Here is a 20876-nt window from a genome sequence, read left to right on the forward strand (position 1 = left end):
ATATGAAATACATTTCGACTCGCGGGCAATCGCCTGCGCAATCTTTCAGTGAAATCCTGCTGGGCGGGCTTGCGCCTGATGGCGGTTTGTATTTGCCGGAAACTTACCCGCATTTCAGCGCGGACGATTTGACGCAAATGCGCGGCATGAATTACCGCGAACTGGCGTTTGCGGTGCTGTCGCGTTTTGCCACGGATATTCCGGCGACTGATTTGAAGACGATTATTGACAAAACTTACACCGCTGAGGTGTATTGCAATGTGCGTGACGGCGAAAATGCTGAAGACATTACGCCGTTGCACACGCTCGAACCGGATTTGCACCTGCTGTGCTTGTCAAATGGCCCGACGATTGCGTTTAAAGACATGGCGATGCAATTGCTCGGCAATTTATTTGAATACGTGCTGGCAAAAGCGGGGCAGGGCATCAATATTCTGGGGGCGACGTCGGGCGATACCGGTTCGTCAGCGGAATATGCCATGCGCGGCAAACACGGGGTTAACGTGTTCATGCTGTCGCCGCATGGCAAGATGAGCCGCTTCCAGACCGCGCAAATGTTCAGCTTGCAAGATGACAATATCTTCAATATCGCGGTCAATGGCGTGTTTGACGATTGTCAGGATATTGTGAAAGCGGTGTCTAACGACCATGCGTTTAAGGCTGCAAACAAAATCGGTGCGGTCAATTCGATCAACTGGGGGCGAGTAGCAGCACAGATTGTGTACTACTTCAAAGGCTACTTTGCGGCGACGGATTCAAACGATCAGCAAGTGAGCTTTGCCGTGCCTTCCGGTAATTTCGGGAATGTGTGCGCGGGGCATATTGCGCGGATGATGGGTTTGCCGATCAAGCATTTGCTCGTGGCAACCAACGAAAACGATGTGTTGGATGAGTTTTTCCGCACAGGCGTGTACCGTCCGCGTGGTGCGGCGAACACCTACCACACCAGTAGCCCGTCGATGGATATTTCCAAAGCGTCGAATTTTGAGCGTTTCGTGTTCGATTTGGTTGGGCGTGATGGCGACAAAGTACGCGGTTTGTGGAATGAAGTGGATAACGGCGGCGCATTTGATTTGAATGCGGATGGTGTGTTTGCACAAGTGCCAACATTCGGCTTCCAGTCAGGGGCAAGTTCGCATACGCACCGGATGCAAACCATTCGCCAGACGTTTGAAACGTATGGCGTCATGATTGACACGCATACCGCTGATGGTTTGAAAGTGGCGTTGGAACAGCGTGAAGCGGGTGTGCCAATGTTGGTGCTGGAAACAGCGTTGCCTGCGAAATTTGAAGATTCCATTCGCGAAGCCTTGGGGCGTGATCCCGTGCGTCCGGCGAGTATGAGCGATCTGGAAAGCCTGCCGCAGCGTTTTGAAGTGATGGACGCGGATGCCGCAGCCATCAAGCAGTTCATTGTGGCGAAAACCGCGTGAGACAGAAATCACCCGTAGGGGCGTATTGCATACGCCCTCTTCATCATGGCAAATTTTAGTACGCATATTAGCGTGGCAGCAGCGGGGGCAGGCTTATTGTCTGTCCTCTGCTTGCAGGTGGGTTTAGCCGAGCCGCGTGAAGCCTTGATGCTGGCGCTGTTGGGAACCATCGGCGGTATCCTGCCGGATATTGATCTGCAACACGCTTACCCTAGCCGAATTATGTTTTCCTTGTTTGCGATCCTTGCCGCCTTTATGGTGGTGTTTTCCAGCGAAAATAATTTGTCGATTGTGGAATTGTGGGGCGTGGGGTTGATCACTTTTGGGTTAATTCGCTTTCCGATTTGGACGGTATTCCATGAGTACACCACGCACCGTGGGTCGATTCATTCCTTGGTGGCGGCGGTATTGTTCATGTTTTTGATGACAGCGTTCGCACACCATGTGATGGGGGAAACGCCGTTTGTGTCTTGGTTGTTTGGCTTGTTTGTGTTTTTAGGGTTTGTGCTACATCTGGTGCTGGATGAGTTGTACAGCGTGGATTTCATGAATCACCGCATTAAACGCTCGTTCGGCACGGCATTTAAGATCCTTGACTGGAAGAAACGTGAAAAATCCACGGTGCTGGTGATTGCCACGATTGTTGCATGGGCGGTTGTGCCGGATTCCCATGCATTTTGGGATACGTTGCTTAGCACGGAGACTTATCGGATTATTGGATCGCGTTTGTTACCGTAGGTGCATCGGCGTAATAATGTTCCTTGAATGAAGTGAAAGGGTAATCCTGCAACAGTTTATTGAGTTTTCCCGGAATGCTGCCGCGTCGGGCAAATTGGTGGACTGCCATTTTCAGCGGAATCTTGACCTGTTGTGACACTTCACGGTGTTCGTGGGTATCCAATTCGTAAGGGTGCATGTAGAAAATACTGGTGGCGTGATTCAAATCACGCGCCAGCCAGCGTGACAGCCAATAAGGGTAAATGCGGAAATAACCACCGCCCATCACCGGCAAATTCTTGCCCAACACGCGGCTGACACTCATGGGGTAACAATCCAGCCCACGTGCCGCAATGCGTTGCAAAATACCGTCATCGCCAAAGCCGTAGCAACTGCGCACGGTGGCTAACATAATGGATGAATCGTAAATAATCCCTTGTTCCCGCAATGCATCGCAATACCAATCCAGAATATCGTCGCGTACCGAAAAGGTGGGGGCGCGAAAACCGATGACTTTCGTGCCGCTAATGTCTTCCAGCAAGCCGACCGAGCGTTGCATTTCGGCGCGAAATTGGGCTTCGGTCAAGTTGTAAATCATGCGGTGAGTGTGCGAATGGCTGGCGAGTTCGTTACCAGCTTGTGCAATGCTGCGGATCAATTGCGGGAATTTTTCTGCGACCATGCCTTGGATGAAGAACGTGCCTGTAACGTTGTGTGTATCCAAAATATCCAATAAGCGGCTGGTATTGCGTACCACGCGGTTGGAAACGGCGCGGTCAAAATCGTAGACGGATTGTTGCCAGTCTTCGATGTCGGCGGTGAAGATCATAGGTTTTGCTCACAACTTAGGTAGATGTCACCGAGAATGTCGAGAATGCGGGTTTCGGAAAAATGCTGGCAGGCGTGTTTGCGAGCGGCTTTGCCCATTTGTTGGCGTTGTTCGGGGTGTTGGATGCACCACAACATGTGGTCGGCAAGCGCTTGCGGGGAATCAATGGGGGTTTTGAAGCCGGTTTGTTGAGCAATAATGGCTTCGCGGCTGCCTTTCACATCGGTGCAAATGACGGGTTTGCCGGACGCCATCGGTTCGATTAAGGCGCGGGGAATGCCTTCGGCGAACGAGGTCAGGACACCGACATCAATGCTTTGGTAAAACGCAGGCATGTCGTTGCGGTATGGCATGATTTCGATCAGATTACTCAGCCCTTTTCGTTGGATGCTGGCTTGTATGTCGGCTTGTAAATGCCCTTGACCGATCAATTTGATGTTGAAATCACGGGTTTGTTTTGCCAGTAATGCGGCGGCATCCAGTAATAAGGCATGGTTTTTAATGGGTTCAAAGCGTGCCACCATGCCAAATATCGTGATGTTGGTAGCGGCAGTAAAATGCGGCTCAAATTTGTTTAGGTCGATGCCATTGCCGAGAAATACCATTTGTGATTCGTCGAGTAAGCGGTGTTCACGCGCCAATTCCATGTCTTCACGCAATTGGAATAACGAGTAACGCACGGTTTTTTTCAGCAGTTTTTCGATCAGCAGATAGGCTTTGCGTGCCAGTGGGCTGGTATTTTCGGCAATGCTGTAACCGTGGCTTTGGTAAATCCACACCGTTTGGTGATCAAACAAAGCGAGAAAACGCCCGACCAAACCGGGTATGCCAAAATGCAGGTGCACAGCATGATAACCGCCTTGGCGAATGGCACGGCGTAAATTCCAGGCTGAACGCGCCAATTGCAGTGGGTTTAGGCTGCGGTGTTGATCTGCTACTACTACAGTCATGCCTTGGGCTTGCATCAGGGCGACTTCGGGGCCGTCACTGCACAGCACGTCGACTTGTATCGCGCCCGCATGACGTTGGTTAAGTGCCTGAGCGCGATGAAACACCAGCGCATAGGCGGAACTGCTAACGGTGCAAACTTCCAAAATTTTCAGTGGGTTAGTTGTCATGGGGTGTTCAGTAAAATTTGTGGAGCAGGGCGCGGGATAAGCCATCCATCACGATTTCCGGCGTATTGCGGATTAGCCAAGAGGCAGCACCTTGTACCTTGGAATGTGTGGATGACGGTTGCGGCGTGGGTATTTTGTAGTAGTAAATCTTGTGGCTGCGATTGGCGAGTTTGAGCTTGAATTGGTGCGGATTGCTACCGGCGGATGAGCGTCCTAGGTTATAAGTGGTGCGCCCGCTTGTACCGCAATATTCAACCATCTGCCAGAGCATGGCGAGGAATACATTATGCTTTTTGTAATCGGTATGAATGCCTGACCAAGCACCATACACTTCGGTTTGGCTCACGAAATTGACGGATGATACCACCGGAATGCCGTCAATATAGCCCACAAAAATTGCCAAGTGTTGGGGACATTGCTGCATTAAGTCGGTGAAAAATGCTTTGGGGTGCGGCAAACTGCCAAGGTCGTGCAGACTCATGCGGTACAGTTGGTAAAATTCATCGAATAATCGCGAATTCACGCCTACGACTGATGTAAACCCCATTTTCAACGGGCGACGAATGTTTTTGCGGGTATTACTGGATAGCTTCTGCCAGATAGCATCGACTGAGGGTTGAATATCGAGGTTCAGTTCGACTTTATCGGCTGTATCCGTCAAGCAGGGAATGTGTTGCGCGGTGCGTATTTCCAGCGTGTCAATGCGCGTAGTGGCAAGTTCTTGTGCCAACGTTGCAATCATCACACCATAATTGTCGGGTGTTGTGTTGGGAATTATGCCGGTTTTATCGAAACCTGCGCCCAAAATCAGTGTTTGTTTGCCGAGCCAAGCTGTGCGTAAGAAAGCCGGAATAGTCCATTCCTGTTCAGCCGTTATCAGTTGCACTTGCACGGGCTGCAACCGGAACTCGCGTGCCAGAATTGCGCGAAAGGCGGGATCGAGAAAAACCCCTCCATTCGTAAATGTTGGCGTAAGTGGCAGGTCTGGCGTAATCGTTATACTCATCTTCCAAACGGCTTTGTTTTTATGATTACCTATTTGTATGACGTTGGGGAAAGTCATGCCAGTCTGAGCAGATTAACGGGGCAACTTTGTTGGGTGGGCGGTCATTCGTCTGGTGCTATGCCCGCTTATCCAGAAAATGCCCGCGAATGCAGGCTAAACTTTGCGGTATGGGCGATGCTGTCGGACAATGAATGACATACTAACAATTATCTCCAGCAGAGAACCATGCTAACTGTCAACGCTAACCGTGCTTCGAGTCCGTCTCATCCTGTCAGTGCGTCAGTGCCGTACATTGCGATGCCTACTAATGGGATTGCTGCCCATACGTTGACACTGGAAGATGTCTGGCGGCGTTTGCTACGGCAAAAATGGACGTTACTGCTCACCGCTTTAGCTGTTTTACTGCTGACGGCTTATTTCACTTGGACAGCGACCCCTTCTTACCGTGCCGGTGCGACAATCCAGATTGAGAAAGAAGGGGTGCAAGTTGTTAATTTTGGGACAGTGACAAGTGCATCGCCGGACATGGGCGAGCAAGATCCTTTTTTCCGTACCCAATACGAGCAGTTGAAAAGCCGTAAGTTGGCAGAGCGTGTCATTGCTGATCTGGATTTGCGCACCCGTTTGTTTGAGCGTCCTGCAAAATTTAGTCTGCTGACGTCTATTAAAGTGATTATCCAAGGCTTTATTGGGAGTTTCTTGCCTGCTAAGCAAACCGCTGCGGGTAGTAATAAGACGGCTGACTACGCCGCGCAATTTGTTGAAAAGCTTTATGTCGAGCCGATTGAAAAGACGCATTTGGTCAAAGTATTTTATGAAAGCCCGGATTCGGTATTATCAGCGGACATTGTGAATGCGCTGATTAATGCTTTCATCAAGGAAAACATCAGCTCTCAAAGCGAAACAGACACTTACGCCAAGGAATTTCTGGAACAGGAATTGGATAAATCCAGGCAGCGCTTGACCTTGCAAGAGGGCAAACTGATTGAATACGCCAAGCAAAATGGCATTCTGGAAGTGAATAACAGCCAGTCGAGTCAGGAACGTCAACTGGATGAGCTGTATTCTGCGCTAGGTGCTGCGGAACGCACCCGTATTCAAGCCGAAAGCCAGATGATTCAAGGCCGCAAGCACGGCAATGTGCGTGAAGTGCTGAATAATCCGGTCGTAGAGGGCATTAAGCAAAACCTGAATACCTTGGAAGCGGAATACCAAGAAAAGCTTAAATTATTCAAACCCGCGTTCCCGGATATGCAGCGTTTGCAGCAACAAATTCAGGAAGTGCGTAGCCAATTGCAACAAGAAGTTGGTGGGTTGAAACAAGCGTTGCAAGCCGAATATTCAGCAGCAAAAAATCTGGAAGATGATTTGCGTAGCCAATTAGAAGCTTATAAAAGCGAGTTGGTGGATTTGCGTGACCGCAGCATTGAATACAACGCTCTGAAACGCGAAGTTGAAACCAGTCGGGATTTGTATGATGGTTTGTTGCAACGCATGAAGGAGGTCAATGTCGCTTCTAATGTGACCAGCAGCAATATTCGGGTGGTGGATGCAGCGGCTCCCGATGACGATGTATTCCGCCCTAAAAAAGCGTTGAACCTGATTATTGGTAGCTTAGTGGGGCTGATGTTGGGGGTGGGGGCGGCGCTATTGCGTGAAACCCTGAGTCAGAGCGTGGCTTCGATGAGCGAATTGCAGACACTGAGCGGGTTGCCGGTATTGGGAACGATTCCGCATGTGCGGCATTTATCCGAGGGCAATTTAGCGCTGGCGACGGTGCGCGACGCTGGGTCGTTGCTGGCGGAATCGTATCGGGTGATGACGGCAAACTTGCGGTTTGTACTGCCCGGCGGGGTTGCGCCGCGTGTCACCTTGATTACCAGCGTGAATCCGGCGGAAGGCAAGTCAACCTCGGCGGTGAATATTGCCATGAGCCAAGCACAACAGGGCTTGAAGGTATTGCTGATTGATGCGGATTTGCGTCGCCCGTCGGTGCATGTCAAATTGGGTTTGCCACATGCCAGAGGCTTGAGCAATTACCTGAATGGCGAGGTTGATATTGCCAGCGTGACGCATCCTTCCCGCGAGCTTAAAGGTTTGTACCTGATTTTGGCGGGTACATTGATGACGGATCCGGTGCGGATGGTGTCCAGCCCGGCGATGGCGCAATTACTGAGTCTGGCGACCAAGCATTTCGACAGTGTGATTATTGACGGCCCGCCGACAGCAGGTTTTGCAGATGCACTCTATTTGTCGTCAATGGCGGAAGCAACGGTGATTGTTGCCGATGAAGAGCGCATCAACCGCAAACGCTTGCTGACAGTCATTGAGCAATTACGGCGCGTGCGCCAAAACGTAGTCGGATTTTTAATGGTGAAATCGCAAGAAGAAGCGCTGGACTCGCGCTATTATGACCGTTACCACACGGTTCATCCCAGCAAGGCTGAAACCAAAGCGGCTAAAAGTAAACGCAAGGGTTTGAATCTTGCCCCGGTTTAGTGCTGCCTCATCCAAAAAAACGCCCCACTAATGGGGCGCTTTTTAGTCATGTGAAACGTCGGCTTTGAACTTACGGTAAGTAAGTTTTACCCATCAAAAACCGATCACATTCCCGTGCGGCTTCGCGGCCTTCATTGATCGCCCACACCACTAAGCTTTGCCCACGGCGCATGTCCCCGGCAGCAAACACGCCCGGTAGATTGGTCGTGTATTTACCGTAGTCGGCTTTGACATTGCCGCGTGGGTCAGTGTCCAGCGTTAGTACATCCACCAACGTTTTTTCCGGCCCGGTAAAGCCCATTGCCAGCAACACCAATTGCGCGGGCAATACTTCTTCAGTGCCTTCGACTTCGATCAAATTCATACGTCCGCCAACACCCTGTTCCCAGCGTACGCCAACCGTATGAATTTCCTTTACATGACCGCTTTCATCGCCGACCAGTTTCTTGGTGGAAATCAAATAGTCACGCGGATCACGCCCAAACACCGCAGCCGCTTCTTCCTGACCGTAATCAACTTTATGCACACGCGGCCATTCCGGCCAAGGGTTATCCGCTGCACGTGAGTCCGGTGCACGTGGCATGATTTCCAGTTGTGTGACCGATTTGCAGCCATGCCGTACCGACGTACCCACGCAATCCGTGCCAGTATCACCGCCACCAATCACGATCACATCCAAGCCTTGTGCCGAAATATACTGACCATCTGCCAAGCCTGAATCCAGCAAGCTTTTGGTATTCGCGGTGAGAAAATCCATCGCGAAATGCACACCCTTGAGGTGACGGCCTTCCACTGGCAGATCACGCGGCTGGGTAGCCCCCGCACACAACACTACCGCATCAAAGTCATTGCGCAACTGTTCAGCAGAAATGTCCTTGCCTACGTCCACACCCGTGACGAAATTCACGCCTTCGGCAGCCATCAGGTCAACGCGGCGTTGCACGATGTCCTGTTTATCCAGCTTCATATTGGGAATGCCGTACATCAGCAAGCCACCAATGCGATCCGCGCGTTCGTAAACGGTGACGCTGTGACCGGCTTTGTTCAATTGGTCAGCACACGCTAACCCCGCAGGACCAGAACCGACGACGGCAATGCTCTTGCCGGTGCGTTCTGTTGGCGGTTCAGCCTTAACCCAACCTTCCTCGAACGCTTTGTCGATGATCGACACTTCGTTCAATTTGATGGTCACAGGTGGTTCATTGATACCCAATGTGCAAGAACCTTCGCACGGCGCTGGGCAAACTCGCCCGGTAAATTCCGGGAAGTTGTTGGTCATGCGCAGGCGTTCGTAGGCTTCTTTCCACAAGCCGCGAAAGATCAGGTCATTCCATTCAGGAATCAAATTGTGTACCGGGCAGCCGCTCGCGCCACCGGGCAACATTTTGCCGGTTTGACAAAACGGAATGCCGCATTCCATGCAACGCGCCCCTTGCTCGCGGCTTTCCGCTTCACGATCGAAATGCAAATGCATTTCACGCCAGTCTTTAATGCGTTCCAACGGGGCGCGGTCGGCTGGCAGCTCGCGCTGGTATTCCATGAAACCAGTAGGTTTACCCATGATTGTTACCTTTAATCCTTAATTGCCACTGACACGCGAAGCGTCGCTATTGTTTGCGGTGAAAGCGGCCATCAATGCTTCTTCCCCGGAGAGACCTTGCTGCTCAAACGAGCGAATCGCTTCCAACATGCGTTGATAGTCGTTCGGCATGACGCGCACGAAATCGGCTGAGTATTTGTCCCAGTCCGCCAAAATCAGGCTACCGCGCACGCTGCCAGTATACAGCACATGCTTTTCGATCATCGCTTTGACTTCGGCTTTTTCGTCGGCAGCAGTCAGTGGGCTATAAGCGACCATTTCGGTATTGCCGCTGACCGCCAAAATACCGCTGGGGTCATACACGTAAGCCACGCCGCCGGACATGCCCGCGCCGAAGTTACGCCCAACCTTGCCCAATACCACCACGCGCCCGCCGGTCATGTATTCGCAGCCGTGGTCGCCCGTGCCTTCAACGACGACACGCACACCGGAGTTGCGCACACAGAAACGTTCGCCCGCGACACCGCGTACATAGGCTTCACCGTCACTTGCGCCAAAGAATGCCACGTTGCCGATCAGAATATTGTCTTCTGCCGCAAACTGCGCATCTTTACGTGGGTAAACAATGAGCTTGCCACCCGACAACCCTTTGCCGATGTAGTCGTTGGAATCGCCTTCGAGTTCCAGCGTCATGCCTTTGGGCAGGAATGCGCCGAAACTTTGCCCAGCCGAGCCGTTAAATTTCAGGCGAATCGTGTCTTCCGGTAAGCCTGCCGCGCCATATTTGCGAGTAACTTCTGAACCCGTGATCGTGCCTGCCACGCGGTCAATGTTTTTGATGGCAAACGTTGCGGTGACCGGTGTGCCGTGATCAATCGCGGGTTGGCAAGCTTTGAGAATTTCACGTTCATCCAAGGATTGCGCAATGCCATGATCTTGTTCACGTAAACAACGGATACCGTCACATTCTTCCAGTTCTGGGGTATGCAGCAAGGCGCTCAAATCGACCATGCTGGCTTTCCAGTGACCTTCCGCCGTGCCTTGGCGCAGTTTATCGACACGCCCGACCATTTCATCAATGGTGCGGAAGCCGAGTTTCGCCATGTATTCGCGCAACTCTTCGGCGATGAACATCAGCAAATTCACCACGTATTGCGGGTCGCCAGCATATTTCTTGCGCAGCTCTGGGTTCTGGGTCGCAATCCCAACGGGGCAAGTGTCCTGATGGCAAACGCGCATCATCACGCAACCCAGCGCCACCAGTGGCAGCGTTGCGAAGCCGTATTCTTCCGCGCCCAATAGCGCGGCAATGGCGACGTCACGCCCAGTCATCAGCTTGCCGTCGGTTTCCAGACGCACCCGACTCCGCAAGTTATTGAGCAACAGCGTTTGGTGGGTTTCTGCCAGCCCCAATTCCCACGGCAAACCGGCGTGTTGGACGCTGGTTTTCGGGGACGCGCCCGTACCGCCGTCATAACCGGAAATCAGAATGACATCCGCTTTGCCTTTGGCAACACCGGCTGCAATCGTGCCAACGCCGACTTCGGATACCAACTTGACGTTGATGCGTGCGCGTTTGTTGGCGTTTTTCAGGTCATGAATGAGCTGCGCCAAGTCTTCAATCGAGTAAATATCGTGGTGCGGTGGCGGTGAAATCAACCCTACACCCGGTGTTGTACCACGCACTCGCGCCACCCAAGGGTACACTTTCTTGCCCGGTAATTGACCACCTTCACCCGGTTTTGCACCTTGTGCCAGCTTGATCTGGATTTCTTGCGCATTGTTCAGGTAATGGCTGGTGACTCCGAAGCGTCCTGAAGCCACTTGTTTGATCGCACTGTTGCGTGAATCGCCATTCGGATCAGGAATGAAACGTGCGGAATCTTCGCCACCTTCGCCGGAGTTGGAACGTCCGCCCAAACGGTTCATGGCAATCGCTAAGGCTTCATGTGCTTCTTGGCTGATTGAGCCGAAGGACATTGCGCCGGATTTGAAGCGTTTCACAATGGTTTGTGCCGATTCGACTTCACTCAGCGGAATGGGTTGCGCCGAAAAATTGAACTCCAGCAAGTTACGCAGGTTGAATTTAACTTCCGCATCTTCGTGCATCAAGCGACTGTATTGCTTGTATAAACCGTAATCACCTAGCCGAACCGCCTTTTGCAGCGCGTAAATCGTGGCGGGGTTATATTGATGCTCTTCTTCCTCATTGCGCCATTGGAACACGTTACCGGCACGCAACGAACGTTGTTCCGCGTCGTGGTGATCGTAAGCGGTTTGATGGCGAATCAAGGCTTCTTTCGCGATAGTGGCTAAATCAATACCACCGATGCGCGATGCCGTCGCGGTGAAATATTTGTCGATGACTGCTTTGCTAATCCCCAGCGCCTCAAAGATTTGCGCCCCACGGTAAGATTGAATCGTGGAAATACCGATTTTGGACATGACCTTGATCACGCCTTTGGTGGCGGCTTTGATGTACTTCTGTACAGCGTAATCGTGCTGAATACCGGGCAATAAACCTTCGCGAATCAAATCACCAATTGACTCAAACGCGACGTAAGGGTTGATTGCTTGTACCCCATAACCCAAAAGTGTGCAGAAATGATGCACTTCACGCGGTTCACCGGATTCGAGAATCAGGCTCACACGGGTGCGGCAACCGTTACGAATCAAATGATGATGCAAGCCCGCGACCGCCAAGAGTGACGGAATCGGTGCATTATCCGCATCCGCCAAGCGGTCGGACAGCACGATCAAATTTGCGCCGTCATTAATGGCGTTATCGGCCGCTGCGAACAGGTGTTCCAATGCGGCTTCCAGTGCATTTTTGCCATCGGCAGCGCGGAACATAATCGGCAGGGTGACGCATTTGAAACCTTCACGGTTAATGTGCGTCAGTTTCGCCAGTTCATCGTTGTCCAAAATCGGGGTTTTCAGCAGAATTTGCTGGCAACTTGCTGCGGTAGGCGCAGTAATATCGCCCTCTGACCCCAAAGTAGTGTAAGACGAGGTCACGATTTCTTCGCGAATCGAGTCAATCGGCGGGTTGGTCACTTGCGCAAACAACTGTTTGAAGTAGTTAAACAGCGGTTGTGCTTGGTTGGATAGCACCGCAATTGGCGAGTCGATACCCATAGCACCCAGCGGGTCGATGCCGTCACGCGCCATCGGCACAATGACTTTGCGCACATCTTCGTAGGTGTAGCCGAACATTTTCTGGCGTTGTACCAGCGTTTCGTGTTCTGGCAGGGCGCTTTGTGGGGCAGCCGGTAGTTCTTGCAGTTCGACCAAATTGCTTGCCAGCCAGTCTTGATACGGCTTAGCGGTGGCGATTTGCTGCTTGATTTCTTCGTCAGCAATAATACGGCCTTGTGCGGTGTCGACCAGTAACATTCGCCCCGGTTGCAGGCGTTGCTTGGAGACAATCGTGCTTTGATCAAGATCATCCAATACCCCGACTTCGGAGGCGAGGATAATCATGTCGTCATTGGTGACGTAGTAACGCGAGGGGCGCAAACCGTTGCGATCCAGCGTTGCGCCAACCAGTGTGCCGTCGGTGAAACCCATTGCGGCAGGGCCATCCCACGGTTCCATTAGGCAACTGTGGTATTCATAGAAGGCTTTCTTTTCCGCACTCATGCTTTCGTGGTTCGACCACGGTTCGGGAACCATCATCATCATTGCATGGGGCAGGGAATAGCCTGACAAATACATGAATTCCAAGGTGTTATCAAACATCGCGGAGTCGCTGCCGTGAGGATTGACGACTGGAAATAGCTTTTCAACATCGGTGTTGAAGACAGTGGTTTTGATCACACCTTGCCGTGCATTCATCCAGTTAACGTTACCGCGCATGGTGTTGATTTCACCGTTGTGAATTAGGTAACGGTTCGGGTGAGCACGTTCCCAGCTTGGGAAAGTGTTGGTGGAAAAGCGTGAATGCACCATCGCAATCGCCGTTTCCATGCGTGGATTGGTTAAATCGCGGTAGAACTGCCCAACCTGTTCGGTGGTCAACATGCCTTTGTAAACAAGGGTGCGTGACGACAGGCTAGGGAAATAAACGTGTCCTGCGACTTCCGGGGTATCAACGCTGTTTTGTGTGCGTTTGCGAATCACGTAGAGCTTGCGTTCAAAGTCGATGCCTTCCGCGATGTCAGCGGATTTGGCAACAAATACCATGCGAATAAAAGGCATGGCTTTGAGCGCGGTTTTGCCAATCGGGGTCGAGTTGGTGGGAACATCACGCCAGCCGAGCAGGGTTTGACCTTCTTCTTCAACGATGCGGGCGAAGATAGCGGCAACCTCGGCGCGTGCGTCGGCATCTTGTGGCAAGAACACCATGCCGGTCGCATAATGACCGGGTGCGGGCAGTTTAATATTGAGTGATTTGCACTCAGCGGCAAGGAATTCATGCGGCAGTTGGAGCAGGATACCCGCACCATCGCCGGTATTTTCCTCGCAGCCGCACGCACCACGGTGTTCCATGTGGGTCAATACTTTTAATGCCTGTTGGACGATTTGATGTGACTTAACACCTTTCAGGTGAGCCACAAAGCCCATGCCACATGCATCGTGTTCAAAGCCAGGGTCGTAAAGACCTTGCGATGGGGGTAGTTCAGTGTATCTCATCGTATTCTCAGGCGATAAAAGGGTGAGTATTATGTACCAAAATGCCAGTTTAGGGCTAGACACCTTGGTGCGTTTTTGTCGACACGCCCAGAAAGCGGTATCTTATTTAGCGTATACTACGCTACCAGCACAACGGAGCAAGATCGCACACAGCTTATGAGTAAAGCAGGTCGCATCCCAAAAGAGTTTATTGACCAACTGTTAGCTCGCGTCGACATTATCGACGTGATCGGTGGGCGTGTGCCATTAAAAAAGGCAGGGCGGGAATATACCGCGTGTTGCCCGTTTCATAATGAAAAAACGCCTTCTTTCACGGTGAGTCCGACGAAACAGTTCTACCATTGTTTTGGTTGCGGGGTACACGGTTCGGCCATTACTTTTTTAATGGAATACGAACATCTTGAATATCCAGAGGCAATTGAGGCGTTAGCCCGCACCATTGGCGTGCCTGTTCCCCGTGAAGGTGCAGAAGATGCCCCCAAACGCCCGCGTAAAGACAAAAACCTGTATACCTTGCTGGAAGAAGCGGCGGCATGGTTTCAAGCACAATTGCCGCAAAACCCTGATGCGCTTGGGTATTTGCAGCGGCGGGGCTTGAGCAAAGACGTGATAAAACGCTTTGGTTTGGGGTTTGCTCCTCCAAATAGTTTCTTAGGGCGGGAATTGGCGCGTTACGGGGACGATAAGTTGGTCGCCAGCGGCATGGCGATTCGCCACGAAACCGGGCGGGTGTATGACCGTTTTCGGGAACGCATTATGTTCCCGATTCGGGATCGGCGCGGGCGCGTGATCGGTTTTGGCGGGCGGGTGATTGGCGATGGTTCACCCAAGTACCTGAATTCCCCCGAAACCGAGGTCTTTCACAAAGGCGCTGAGCTTTACGGCTTATTTGAAGCGCGTAACGACACCCGTAAGCTGGAGCGTCTGTTAGTGGTCGAAGGCTACATGGATGTGATTGCGCTGGCGCAATACGGCATTACCTATGCGGTGGCGACGTTGGGAACGGCAACTACGCCGGAACACATCCGCCAATTATTGCGTCTCGTGCCTGAAGTGGTGTTTTGTTTTGACGGCGACCGTGCGGGGCGGGATGCGGCATGGCGAGCCTTGGAAAACGCTTTGCCAGAATTGCGCGATGATAAGGAAATCCGCTTTTTGTTTTTGCCGCAAGGTGAAGACCCCGATACGCAAATCCGTCAAATGGGTAAAGCAGCGTTTGAAGCGGGCTTCGACACGGCACTCACGCTCAGCGCTTATTTACTGGCAGTGCTGAAGGAGCGCTTCAATCTGAGTACCAAAGAAGGCAAGTCGCGCTTGTTAAATGACGGGGTAAAATTACTCGTTACCATGCCGGTTATTTTGCTGCGCGAGCAAATTCTCGGAGAATTGTCTACACTCACCAATACGCCTTTAGAGCTGGTGCACCGTCATCTGAAAAAAAGTTCAACGGGTGACGCGCCACTCGCCTATAATCAAGCGCGTTTGGGCGACCAAGATGTGCGGCGCACTCCCATCCGGCACGCGATTGCGTTGCTGTTGCACCATCCGGTATTGGTGGAGCTGGCGGGTAGTTCCGAACAGATTCTTGGCTATGACCTGCCCGGTACCGCATTGCTGGCAGCTATCATTGAAAATATCGAGGAAAGCCCCCATATACATTTGGCGGGTTTGTTAGAGCGTTTTCGTCAGACCGAACACGAGGTTATTATTCAGCGCCTCACTGACTGGCGACCTGAGACGGATGATGAAACCGTTATACGGCGTGAATTTGCCGACTGTCTGCAACAAATCAGACGGCAATCGCGTCAAAAACAGCTTGAAGCCTTGTTGCATCGGGGTCAAACCCACGCATTGAGCGAGCAAGAGCGCAGTGATTTAGCTTATTTACTGCTCCAAGACTATAAAAGTCCGGGGGCGTGAGTGAGCGCATGTGGTTGCATTTTAGAAAAATGTGATATAGTTACCGACCTTTTTTCCAGAGAGTTTTAGGGCATGAGTCAAGAAGAGCAGCAGCAGTCCAGCTTGAAAGAGTTAATTGCCAAAGGTAAGGAGCAGGGCTACCTCACCTATGCTGAGGTCAACGACCACCTTCCCGATACCATCGTTGATCCGGAGCAGATTGAAGATATTGTTGCGATGATCAACGATATGGGTATTACGGTGTATGAACATGCCCCGGATGCCGATTCCCTGTTGCTAAACGATGAAGCGGTGCAGGCCGACGATGAAGCCGCAGAAGAAGCCGCCGCAGCGTTGGCGAATGTGGATGGCGATTTCGGGCGAACTACTGACCCGGTACGCATGTACATGCGTGAAATGGGAACGGTGGAACTGTTGACCCGTGAAGGCGAAATTCAGATTGCGATCCGCATCGAAGACGGTTTGAACGAAATCTTGCGAGCGTTGGCGCAATACCCGGCCTCGACAGAGGTGTTGCTGGAAAAAGCCAGCCTGATTGATTCTGAAGAAATCCGTTTAACCGACATCATCAACGGTTTTGTTAACCCGGATGAAGATTTGACGGCATTTCAGGTTGCTGCTGTGCCGGAAGAATTGGAAGAAGCCGCTATTGCGGCTGAAGAAGAAGCGGTCGCCGTCGTCGAAGAAGAAGATGACGAAGACGCTGCTGATCCAGTCGATACCGGCCCTGATCCTGAAGAAGCGCGGATTAAATTTGCAGAATTGCGCGAATTGTACGAAGCGTCCAAAACAGCTTGCGCCAGCAATAACCAATCGGCTTACACGGCGGCGCGTGAGGCGGTGGCACTCAAGTTCATGGAATTCCGTTTAGCGCAACCGATCATCGAACAGTTGACCGTGCAGTTAAATGAAATCGTGGATCAGATTCGCCAAAATGAACGCCACATTATGAAATTGTGCGTCCAAAAAGGCGGCATGGCGCGTCAGGATTTCATCGACAGTTTCCCACAAAATGAAACCGATTTGACTTGGTTGGATCGTTATTGTGCGGATAAACGCGGCGACCATACCCGTTTGAAGAGCTTCTTGCCAAAAATTCAGGAAGCGCAGCAAGAATTATTAGGCATTCAACGCGAATGCAATTTATCCATTTCGCAAATCAAAGACATTAACCGCAGCATGTCGGTAGGTGAAGCCAAGGCGCGACGTGCGAAAAAGGAAATGGTCGAAGCCAACCTGCGTTTGGTGATTTCCATTGCGAAGAAGTACACCAACCGTGGTTTGCAATTCCTTGATTTGATTCAGGAAGGCAATATTGGTCTGATGAAAGCGGTGGATAAATTTGAGTACCGCCGTGGTTACAAGTTCTCGACTTACGCCACTTGGTGGATACGTCAGGCGATTACCCGTTCGATTGCGGATCAGGCGCGCACTATCCGTATTCCGGTACATATGATTGAAACCATCAACAAGCTCAACCGCATTTCGCGCAAGCTGTTGCAGGAAAAAGGTCGTGAAGCTACACCGGAAGAATTGGCTGAAGCGATGGATATGCCGGAGGATAAAATCCGCAAAGTGCTGAAAATTGCCAAAGAGCCGATTTCGATGGAAACGCCGATTGGTGACGATGAAGATTCTCACTTGGGTGACTTTATCGAGGATGGCAATATTTTGTCGCCGATTGAGTCTGCGACTACTTCCAGTTTGTCGGAAGTGACTCGTGATGTCTTGTCCAGTTTGACTTCCCGCGAAGCTAAAGTGCTGCGGATGCGTTTTGGTATCGACATGAACACCGACCATACGCTCGAAGAAGTGGGTAAGCAGTTCGACGTAACCCGTGAACGTATCCGTCAGATTGAAGCCAAAGCGTTGCGCAAGTTGCGTCATCCGAGCCGTTCGGATATGCTTCGCAGCTTCTTAGAATACGAGCCGGGTGTCTTACCCACAAACTGAGCGTAGCGATTTTAGGGCCTATGGCGCAATGGTTAGCGCAGAGGACTCATAATCCTTTGGTTCTAGGTTCGAGTCCTAGTGGGCCCACCAATTTTATCAAGGTGTTGCGTTGTTTTGCCGCCCGATGATTCCCCGCCGTTTTGGTCGGGGTCATGATAGGGTCATCCCTGCGGTTTTTGTGGGGACAAGGCGCAAGGGATTAGCACCCTACTCTATGGTCAAAAAAAGCCGCATCAGATGACACGGCTTTCTTGATCAGGTTTTGATGCACACTAGAGAATGGCGATGAACCACGCAAAGCCGTTTAGGTAACATCCGACAATGAACTGCCAAAAATCCCCGCCCACGTCTAAAAAATTCTCTTCCAGCTTTTTTTCTTTGGGGAATATCAACCCGGCGGATACGGTAAACAGTACGGCTTGAACGAAGCCTGTTCCCCACCACAGTTCTTTGATTTCTTGCCAGCCTGCGCCGTGAATTAATTGCTCCGGTTTTATCAGCCATCCGACCATTAATAATATCAGGATGGCATAAACCGCCCGCGCCCATTGTTTCCAGTCTTGATACAAAATAATTACCTCACTGACAGATTAATAAAAATGTTAATAGAAAAAAGCCGAGAATAATCCCGGCTCTTTGATGGTCACTTAATGCGGGTCAGGTGCTACCCTGCCCGCTTTGGGTGATTATGCGATTAAATAAAGTGGTTGCCCGTTTGCCTTATTCGGATTCTGCACAACCAGTTTTTCTGTTTCCAGTTGTTTGCAGGCGTATTTGCTCAATATTTTCAGGGTGTCGCTACTGGTTGGCAAACCCGCTGCTTTTAAAATTGGACTGGTTTGCGGTGAACCGACTTTCTGAATATGACCTTCAACAATTGCCGTTCTAATCACCGCCGTTGCTAGTTCAATCTGTTCGTCGGTCACGCTTCCCCGCTCTGCTTTTTCCGCTGCTGCTGCCTCTGCTGCTGCTAGGTCACGCGCCGCTTGTGCTGCTGCTGCCTCTGCCCGTGACCGAATTTCGGCCTCCCGTGACCGAGCGGCCTTCTCTGCTGCTTCAGCCCGTGACCGATTTTCTAGTTCACGGATTCGGTCACGCTCTGCTTGTGCCTGTTCCGCCCTCTCCTGCTCCTCTTTTTCGGCTTCACGTTTGGCTTGAGCATTGGCTTCCATCCGTGACCGACTTTCTAGGTCACGCTCTGCTTGTGCTTCCATTTCGGCTTTTTGATCGGCTAATTTTTGTTCAAGCATTGCTAGTTTTTCACGCATCTTAATTTTCTCTTCGTCCGTGACCGATTCCGTGACCGGCGTGACCGACGTGACCGGGTTTCCGTGACCGGTCACGGAATTTCGGTCACGGTCACGGGAATCGATCACGGATTCGGTCACGGGAAGTGGGAGAGAAAAATGCTCTTCAGCCGTGCCTAACGCGGGGTTGTGGAGGCCAGTTGCGCCGGTACGTTGCTGAAATGGTGTGGCAGGAAATGCGGTGGCAGGGGTGGCACTCTTGGCAATTTTGCCCGCTACTTTTAACAGGTCTTTATCGTCAAGATCGCACGGGTTAAACAGTTTTGCATAAGCGTCGAATACTTGCGCCTGAATATCGGCTTCAGTGGTAGCACCTGACTTTTTAACTGCATCCACTAACGCACGGATGGTGTCAGATACAGACATACGCTGAATTGGCGGGGTAGGGGATTCGTCATACGCGCCAACTTAAGCCCCTATCCCCTTGATTAAACACGGCTCAACGCCATTTCTCGGCATTGGTTCAACAGAGCAAAAATGGGGCTGGGTAAACATTGCAACGTCCGCTTTCTGGGGCGTTCGCTCAAACTCTTGATATTGTCATCCGCAAAGCGTGCATCGACAGGAAAACAGGCTTTGATGCCTGCTTTGAGGTCGTCCGCGACGGTTTTCCAAAGTCGCCAATCAGTGAGTTGGCGAGGATTGTCGAGTTTGCGTTTGGCATCGGCAAAGCGACTTTGCGTCATCTTTTCCAGCACGGCTGCGTACAATAATTTGCCGTGTAGATACAGTTCAGCCAGTTTTGAGCCTTTGTGCGCTCGTAGTTCATCGACATTCAGCAAGCTTTTGAGGCGTTTGATCACCAATTCAACCTGCCAGCGGACACGATAGAGTGCAGATGCGGTGGTGGTACACAGCACTTCAGGCGGTAATGACGTGAAAATCAGTACCCATTCGCTCAGGCAAAGGGCTTCCGTGCTGGGGTTACGTCCTTTGTCTTTGGCGCGTTGTCTGGCTTTGCGCCGGGCTTCAGCAGCCTTTTCTTCGGGTAAGGGGATGGCATGAAGGTAGCCCTGAATGCGTTTGTTGCCATGACATAACCAAACCGGCACACAACTGGGGCGTTTACCGAGCTTACGTAAGCGCGTGTACCAGTCGATTTTGACTAGGTGTCCGGTATCATCCCCTTTGCCATCTTCATACAGGTTCATGCTGTGGGCGTTGTAGCGTAATACCACGTCACCGCCCCGGTCGATGAAAGGGACAAGCGTTTTGGGTTGGTTATAACCCCGGTCAATCAGCACCACATCGCCTGCTTCCAAGGTGTAATGGTCGAGGTTTTCGCCTTCTTTATCGGTGGTGACTTCCACTTGATGCAGGCTGAGGTTGATCAAATCAATCGCGATATGCAGGCGGTACGTTGTGGCAGTTGCACCCGGTTCTTGCACGGTCGAGCCGTCAATGACGATAAAGCGCAGTTTGCCGCTATCGACCACCTCGCTTAGCCCAAATACGCCTGCCAGCAGGGATTTTACCCACGGAACACAGGCTTCCAGTCTTTTTTTACCGCCGTGTCACTGAGGTAGCCCTGCCTCTGGGCGACCTCCCCGGCGCAACTGCGTAGCGACAAGTCCAAACCGCAGTAAGCCAGCACTAACTGGAGCAATTGCAGCGGGCTTTTGATCTTGCGGGGACGGGCGAAGGCTTTGAAGGCATACGCTTGTTCCTGATAATCGGCTGGCAGCACTTGCAGGAATTGGGCAAAACGGGTATCTAATAATGGTGGCAACTTCATGGGAACTTTCACTTTGGTCGGTAAAAGCATCTGTGTGGGGTTGCCACATCTTGTTTGCAAGAGGAAACAAGGGGTTAGGGGCTTAAGTTGGCGCGTATGACTCTCAACAGTTCCCCTTTTTTTATGTCGTTAGGTTGTCGACTGTCTGTCAATCGGCTGTATGAATCAAGGCTCTGTTGATTTT

Annotated in this window: 14 protein-coding genes and 1 tRNA gene; 6 read left to right on the forward strand and 9 right to left on the reverse strand. The window is 51.6% G+C overall.

Annotation, left to right across the window (positions count from 1 at the left end; translation table 11 throughout):
- Positions 1-2: 2 nt before the first annotated feature.
- On the forward strand, positions 3-1433 hold the full coding sequence (gene thrC, locus HMY34_RS16935) for a threonine synthase (protein WP_202716609.1): 1431 nt from the start codon (positions 3-5) through the stop codon (positions 1431-1433).
- A 45-nt stretch (positions 1434-1478) separates the two neighbouring features.
- The gene (locus HMY34_RS16940; protein WP_202716610.1) at positions 1479-2171 is read left to right on the forward strand and encodes a metal-dependent hydrolase; all 693 of its coding nucleotides are present in this window, start codon (positions 1479-1481) and stop codon (positions 2169-2171) included.
- Here the strand turns inward: HMY34_RS16940 and HMY34_RS16945 are convergent.
- The 3 genes from HMY34_RS16945 to HMY34_RS16955 are packed head-to-tail and all read right to left on the reverse strand — an operon-like array spanning position 2146 to position 5103.
- Entirely contained in the window at positions 2146-2979 is an 834-nt protein-coding gene (locus HMY34_RS16945) for a polysaccharide deacetylase family protein (protein WP_202716611.1), read from the reverse strand. The genes HMY34_RS16940 and HMY34_RS16945 overlap by 26 nt on opposite strands.
- A complete protein-coding gene (locus HMY34_RS16950; protein ID WP_202716612.1) occupies positions 2976-4097 on the reverse strand; it encodes a glycosyltransferase in 1122 nt (373 codons plus the stop codon). Before HMY34_RS16950 ends, HMY34_RS16945 begins: the two co-directional genes overlap by 4 nt.
- 7 nt (positions 4098-4104) lie before the next feature.
- Complete coding sequence (locus HMY34_RS16955; protein WP_202716613.1) at positions 4105-5103, reverse strand: GNAT family N-acetyltransferase; 999 nt, start codon at positions 5101-5103, stop codon at positions 4105-4107.
- A 225-nt stretch (positions 5104-5328) separates the two neighbouring features.
- On the opposite strand from HMY34_RS16955, the gene HMY34_RS16960 reads away from it, so the two are divergent.
- Positions 5329-7602: a GumC family protein gene (locus HMY34_RS16960; protein ID WP_202716614.1), complete on the forward strand. Its 2274-nt coding sequence runs from the start codon at positions 5329-5331 to the stop codon at positions 7600-7602.
- Positions 7603-7672: 70 nt separating this feature from the next.
- Here HMY34_RS16960 and HMY34_RS16965 read toward each other — a convergent pair whose 3' ends face one another.
- Positions 7673-9163 (reverse strand): glutamate synthase subunit beta, encoded by a 1491-nt coding sequence (locus HMY34_RS16965; RefSeq protein ID WP_202716615.1) that lies wholly within the window; start codon positions 9161-9163, stop codon positions 7673-7675.
- 18 nt (positions 9164-9181) lie between these two features.
- On the reverse strand, positions 9182-13777 hold the full coding sequence (gene gltB, locus HMY34_RS16970; protein WP_202716616.1) for a glutamate synthase large subunit: 4596 nt from the start codon (positions 13775-13777) through the stop codon (positions 9182-9184).
- Between the two features lie 156 nt (positions 13778-13933).
- On the opposite strand from gltB, the gene dnaG reads away from it, so the two are divergent.
- The 3 genes from dnaG to HMY34_RS16985 all read left to right on the forward strand — a co-directional run bounded on the left by dnaG (position 13934) and on the right by HMY34_RS16985 (position 17740).
- A complete protein-coding gene (gene dnaG, locus HMY34_RS16975; RefSeq protein WP_202716617.1) occupies positions 13934-15697 on the forward strand; it encodes a DNA primase in 1764 nt (587 codons plus the stop codon).
- Between the two features lie 72 nt (positions 15698-15769).
- Positions 15770-17650, forward strand: a complete 1881-nt coding sequence (gene rpoD, locus HMY34_RS16980; RefSeq protein WP_202716618.1) for an RNA polymerase sigma factor RpoD — start codon at positions 15770-15772, stop codon at positions 17648-17650.
- 14 nt (positions 17651-17664) lie between these two features.
- Positions 17665-17740: transfer RNA gene (locus tag HMY34_RS16985), tRNA-Ile, on the forward strand.
- Positions 17741-17922: 182 nt separating this feature from the next.
- On the opposite strand, the gene HMY34_RS16990 is transcribed toward HMY34_RS16985, so the two are convergent.
- The 4 genes from HMY34_RS16990 to HMY34_RS17005 form a co-directional block, all read right to left on the reverse strand.
- A complete protein-coding gene (locus tag HMY34_RS16990; RefSeq protein WP_202716619.1) occupies positions 17923-18219 on the reverse strand; it encodes a hypothetical protein in 297 nt (98 codons plus the stop codon).
- 117 nt (positions 18220-18336) lie between these two features.
- The gene (locus tag HMY34_RS16995) at positions 18337-19323 is read right to left on the reverse strand and encodes a hypothetical protein (RefSeq protein ID WP_202716620.1); all 987 of its coding nucleotides are present in this window, start codon (positions 19321-19323) and stop codon (positions 18337-18339) included.
- A gap of 62 nt (positions 19324-19385) precedes the next feature.
- Entirely contained in the window at positions 19386-20393 is a 1008-nt protein-coding gene (locus HMY34_RS17000) for a transposase (RefSeq protein ID WP_202716621.1), read from the reverse strand.
- Between the two features lie 35 nt (positions 20394-20428).
- Positions 20429-20692 (reverse strand): hypothetical protein, encoded by a 264-nt coding sequence (locus HMY34_RS17005; protein ID WP_202716622.1) that lies wholly within the window; start codon positions 20690-20692, stop codon positions 20429-20431.
- Between the last annotated feature and the right edge of the window lie 184 nt (positions 20693-20876).

Origin of the sequence: Thiothrix subterranea (assembly GCF_016772315.1) — a bacterium.
In the GTDB taxonomy this organism is placed as follows: domain Bacteria; phylum Pseudomonadota; class Gammaproteobacteria; order Thiotrichales; family Thiotrichaceae; genus Thiothrix; species Thiothrix subterranea.

What these genes read in the sequence shown, in the direction of transcription:
- gltB (WP_202716616.1), bottom strand. Translation starts at nt 13,777, where the DNA reads ATGAGATACACTGAACTACCCCCATCGCAAGGTCTTTACGACCCTGGC.
- thrC (WP_202716609.1), top strand. Translation starts at nt 3, where the DNA reads ATGAAATACATTTCGACTCGCGGGCAATCGCCTGCGCAATCTTTCAGT.
- HMY34_RS16995 (WP_202716620.1), bottom strand. Translation starts at nt 19,323, where the DNA reads ATGTCTGTATCTGACACCATCCGTGCGTTAGTGGATGCAGTTAAAAAG.
- HMY34_RS16940 (WP_202716610.1), top strand. Translation starts at nt 1,479, where the DNA reads ATGGCAAATTTTAGTACGCATATTAGCGTGGCAGCAGCGGGGGCAGGC.
- rpoD (WP_202716618.1), top strand. Translation starts at nt 15,770, where the DNA reads ATGAGTCAAGAAGAGCAGCAGCAGTCCAGCTTGAAAGAGTTAATTGCC.
- HMY34_RS17005 (WP_202716622.1), bottom strand. Translation starts at nt 20,692, where the DNA reads ATGAAGTTGCCACCATTATTAGATACCCGTTTTGCCCAATTCCTGCAA.
- dnaG (WP_202716617.1), top strand. Translation starts at nt 13,934, where the DNA reads ATGAGTAAAGCAGGTCGCATCCCAAAAGAGTTTATTGACCAACTGTTA.
- HMY34_RS16960 (WP_202716614.1), top strand. Translation starts at nt 5,329, where the DNA reads ATGCTAACTGTCAACGCTAACCGTGCTTCGAGTCCGTCTCATCCTGTC.
- HMY34_RS16950 (WP_202716612.1), bottom strand. Translation starts at nt 4,097, where the DNA reads ATGACAACTAACCCACTGAAAATTTTGGAAGTTTGCACCGTTAGCAGT.
- HMY34_RS16955 (WP_202716613.1), bottom strand. Translation starts at nt 5,103, where the DNA reads ATGAGTATAACGATTACGCCAGACCTGCCACTTACGCCAACATTTACG.
- HMY34_RS16945 (WP_202716611.1), bottom strand. Translation starts at nt 2,979, where the DNA reads ATGATCTTCACCGCCGACATCGAAGACTGGCAACAATCCGTCTACGAT.
- HMY34_RS16965 (WP_202716615.1), bottom strand. Translation starts at nt 9,163, where the DNA reads ATGGGTAAACCTACTGGTTTCATGGAATACCAGCGCGAGCTGCCAGCC.